Origin of the sequence: Phocaeicola paurosaccharolyticus JCM 15092 (genome assembly GCF_000613805.1) — a bacterium.
GTDB classification, from domain to species: Bacteria; Bacteroidota; Bacteroidia; order Bacteroidales; family Bacteroidaceae; genus Phocaeicola; species Phocaeicola paurosaccharolyticus.
Genome location: NZ_BAJR01000060.1, coordinates 1 through 4,329, shown reverse-complemented (window position 1 = coordinate 4,329; position 4,329 = coordinate 1). Strand labels below are relative to the sequence as shown.

The window sequence follows — 4,329 nt, the reverse complement described above, 5'->3', positions numbered from 1 at the left end:
GAAAACAGATGCTATGTATGATTTGGTTCTGGATAATATTGAAGCACTGGCAACTCCTGAAACAAATGATGAGTTTACTTCTAGAACTGACTGTATAGCTACTTTGGATAACTATAGTTGTCACGGAAGAGATGGCCGTACATATTCATTTGCTTATCATAAATAGAATAAAGTTTGAGATGTTGAGGTTATTCTTACTTCAACATCTCTAAAATATTATAATTATGAAAAACATAATCTTATTTCTAATTATCATCTCATTTTCTTCATGCTCAAATAAGAAACCAGATGTCTTGCATATTAAAAATCAGAAATATTGTGTGTTAGTGGATAGTATTATGACAACATTACCTGGAAAGATATTATATCAGGAAGGTATTTTATATTGGTACAGTGCTTTTACAACAGACTTTTTTGTTCATGTGGTGGATATTAATAAAAATGAGATATGTTCATTTGGCAAGATAGGTGATGGTCCTGAGGAATTTGTCTCACCAGTTTTCTCGTTATCACCAAAATCAGGTTTGTTCATCAATGATGCTCAAAAAAATCTTGAAATACTTTATCATGTTAATAAATCAGATTCTATAGTTACCCGAGAAATTGGGAAATATGATGTAATAAAAGATGCAACGGCTATAATAAGGATTACCAATGATATAATAATATATCTATGTCCTTTTAATGATGCCCCATTTTGTATAAAGACAAAAAACAAGAAAATAAATTGCGGAAAGACTCCCTTAAATGAAGGTATTAGTAATGGATTTGAGATGTATCAAGGAGATATAGCGTATAATTCCAATAATAATTTTTTCGTATATAATACTTTGATGTTTCCTTATACAGCAGTCTATATTCTTGAAGATGATAAACTTGTTCTAAAAAATGAATTGAGAATGGATGAACAATATTCAATTTGTGAGGGTAAACTTTTACTTGAAGATAATTTTCCACATGGTGCAAAGGAAATGGCATTGACTAAAAATTATATAGTATTTATACAGAGAGATGAGGAAATTGAAGGTAAAATGCCAAGGCCAAGCAAAGCTTATGATACATCGGTGTTACCTCATTCACTGTATGTATACGATTATGACCTTAATCTGGTTAAGATTATTAATATGCCATTCCCTTCAATTCGTCTTTGTGGAGATATTAATAGTGATGTAATATATGGTATAGGAGTAAATCCTGAATATATGATTTATAGTGCAGATTTAAAATGATAACAATGTTTAACTTAAGAAAATATTTATGTATAATATTATCAATTTTTACATTATTATTAATTCAATCATGTAAAGATACAATAAAAAAAAGAAATGGTTTTAAGCAAGCAAAGATACTTACGAAATTTGAAAAGATAGATATTTCCATTTCTGCAGAACCTTATTGTGTCCGTTTGCTAAATGATTCTGTTATTCTTGTTAATAATACATATTGGAATAATACCATGTTGGTTGAATTGTATTCTTTAAAAAATAATCGACGTTTTTCTGTACCTATAGTGAGCGGAAAATATAAACAAGGAATACCTGATTGCATTTGTATTTTAAATTCTAATGCTGATAACTTTTTTAAGGTAAATGTTATGTGTGATAATACTATATATACAGTCAATGCAGATTCAATATTAAAACATGGTATATTCTGTTTTGATTCCCAATTTAGTTATCTGAACATTTCAGATGATCGTTCTGATATATTTCTTACAGACTCAATGCATTATGTAGCACACAACATTGAATATATTAATGATTCATTGTATAACAATGGGTATTCTTCTCCTCTTTTTAAAGGGAAAATTAATCCTGATACTTTGGTTAGTACAGAATATAATTATGTAAACTCCGATGTGAACGGTGTATTGATTTTCTTTAATAATAAGACAAAAGAAATATGGAGTGCTGACTTATATAGTGATAAGATTTCTATATATGACAATTCTTTAAATGTAATTAAAACAATTGATATGCATGAGAATATAAAACCTTCTTATGTCATTAATGATAAAAAAGTTGGTGTAACAAATCAATTCATAAAATTTAAAGCCAAAAAGATTAAAACCTTTACTGATTATTTTATCACTTCAAATCATGTTTATCTTACTTACGTCGGAAGAAAAGAGAAAAAAAGTGAAGAGACATACATGGAAGTTTTTAAATTGGATTTATATGGTAATCTTATAACAGACTATATTGTGAATAGATATATCTATTCAATTTCAGTAGATAAAAGTGAAAAATATCTTTATTGTCTTACTAATCAAAAGGGGAGGAAGGCTCCTGTATTATTGAAGTATGAACTTTAAATAGTGAAATTACTTTTGTTGATTCTATAAAGATTGTTATTACAATTTGATGTTATGAAAAAAATATTATAAAAGTGGCATTTATTGCTGCATTTGCAATTGTTGCTGGGTATAATGTATATAACTCACAGATAACTGATATTAAGTCTGATTTGGCTTTGGCTAATGTTGAAGCTTTAGCGAGTTGTGAATCAGATTTACATTATTGCTTTTACAGAATGACATATACTTGTATGGATATCTCTTATAATGTTTCATGGCGCCCTGTTGGTCAAGTATACCAAGATCATTGGGGACTATAAATTTATCCAATATGAGTTATTGTATTACTCATATTGGATAAAAAACATTTATCAATTTATTTTGATTAAACAAATCATGAAAATCATAAAGCAGCTTATATTTTTGTTATTATTTTTTCTGTTACAGATTTCTTGCTCTAACCTAAATAAAAAAAACAAGAGCGTTGAAACACAAAATGATAGATTTGAATTACCACAGAAAGAACTTAAAGGACATAAATTGAAATGTGATTCAACTATAATGGGACTAAGAGTTGATTTTATTTGTAATAACAAATTAATAATTGAAGAATTATCTCAACATAAATTATATAGTATATTCAATCTAAAGAATGACAGCTTACAAAAGATATCGTCCTTCTTAGAAAAAGGGAATGGTCCATTCGAGGTAACAAATTCATTCTATCAGACAACTGATAGCTCCATTTATATTGCAAACTATACAGGAACAATAAATAAAATCTATAAAATTAATAATAATAACATCTTCGATAAATCAAAATGGATAACATTAACGATACCTCAAGAACACAAAGCATTACTTTTTCCAAATTTTATAATGCTTAATGATAGTATATGCATTTCTACTGGAGGAGATTTACTAAAAGATAATATATTAACAGCTATAGACTATAAATCAGGAATAATAAAAGGCATAGATTTTAAATTCCCAGGCTTTAAGATATCCGGGAATGGATGCGCTGCTAATTTCTTAGTTTATTGTGATGCTCAAATTAATAAACATCCAAAGCTAAGTAAGTTTGTCTATACATGTCGATTAGGAAGATTTATAGAAATATTTGAGATGGATGGAATGAATATAATCCAAAAGATCCCTATATATTCCTCATATCCTATATATAAAGCATCAGGAGATCGTAGGGTTATAGATAATGATTGTTTAATGGGCGCTGTCACTAAGGTAACAAAAGATTATATTTATTGCTTAATTACGCCTTATACTTATAAAGAGTCTATTGAAAATAAGGAATATAAAGGATTGCCAAATTATTTTGGGGATAATTTATATATTTTTGACTGGAATGGCAAGCTTATAGATTCATACTTGTTGGATATACCAGTTTGTTCTTTCTGTGTTGATAGTTCTAATAAATATATAATAGCTTCTTCTATTGATGGAGAGAGTTTTATCCTAAAAAAATATAACTTGAATATGCCTTAGCTTGTAACTATTCAAATTTAATAGAATATTATTGGTAGAATTGATATTTCTACTGTTAATACTAGTAATTTGTGATTATGAATAAAATAATTGTCTTAAAATTTAATATTCTCATTTATGTTCTCTATAAGAAAAACATTGAATAAGCTATTAACAATATCTTTTTGTTTGTGTCTCACATTAATACTATGGCTGTTCCTCATGGTAACTTCATTTGCATCTTTCAGAATCCCATCAAATTCAATGGAACCATCGATTCTTCCTGGAGATAATATTCTTGTGAATAAATGGGTTATTGGCGGTAGAATATTCAATGTATGGAAAGTTGCAGAAGGGAAAGATGTAAATATTTTAGACTTCTTAGGTTCGGGGAAATAGAACGTAATGATGTGTTAGTATTTAATTTTCCATACCCCGAAGCATGGGATAGTCTAGGGCTAAACCTTAATAGGTATTATGTGAAGTATACTTCCTGAAATATGCATTCTGTTTTAGGAAACATAATATCGATGAAATGGAGCATTATCAGA

General features: G+C 28.1%; 4 protein-coding genes and 1 pseudogene. All 5 read left to right on the top strand.

What is annotated here, in order from left to right:
- Nucleotides 1-224 precede the first annotated feature (224 nt).
- The gene (locus tag JCM15092_RS14000; protein ID WP_084488568.1) at nucleotides 225-1,229 is read left to right on the top strand and encodes a BF3164 family lipoprotein; all 1,005 of its coding nucleotides are present in this window, start codon (nucleotides 225-227) and stop codon (nucleotides 1,227-1,229) included.
- 5 nt (nucleotides 1,230-1,234) lie between these two features.
- Nucleotides 1,235-2,314, top strand: a complete 1,080-nt coding sequence (locus tag JCM15092_RS13995) for a hypothetical protein (protein ID WP_148296671.1) — start codon at nucleotides 1,235-1,237, stop codon at nucleotides 2,312-2,314.
- 74 nt (nucleotides 2,315-2,388) lie between these two features.
- A complete protein-coding gene (locus JCM15092_RS13990; protein ID WP_024995183.1) occupies nucleotides 2,389-2,616 on the top strand; it encodes an NVEALA domain-containing protein in 228 nt (75 codons plus the stop codon).
- Between the two features lie 76 nt (nucleotides 2,617-2,692).
- Nucleotides 2,693-3,799, top strand: coding sequence for a BF3164 family lipoprotein (locus JCM15092_RS13985; RefSeq protein ID WP_051532576.1), 1,107 nt, complete (start codon nucleotides 2,693-2,695; stop codon nucleotides 3,797-3,799).
- 117 nt (nucleotides 3,800-3,916) lie between these two features.
- Nucleotides 3,917-4,263, top strand: a pseudogene (locus tag JCM15092_RS16980) (S26 family signal peptidase); the annotation flags it as partial.
- Nucleotides 4,264-4,329 lie beyond the last annotated feature (66 nt).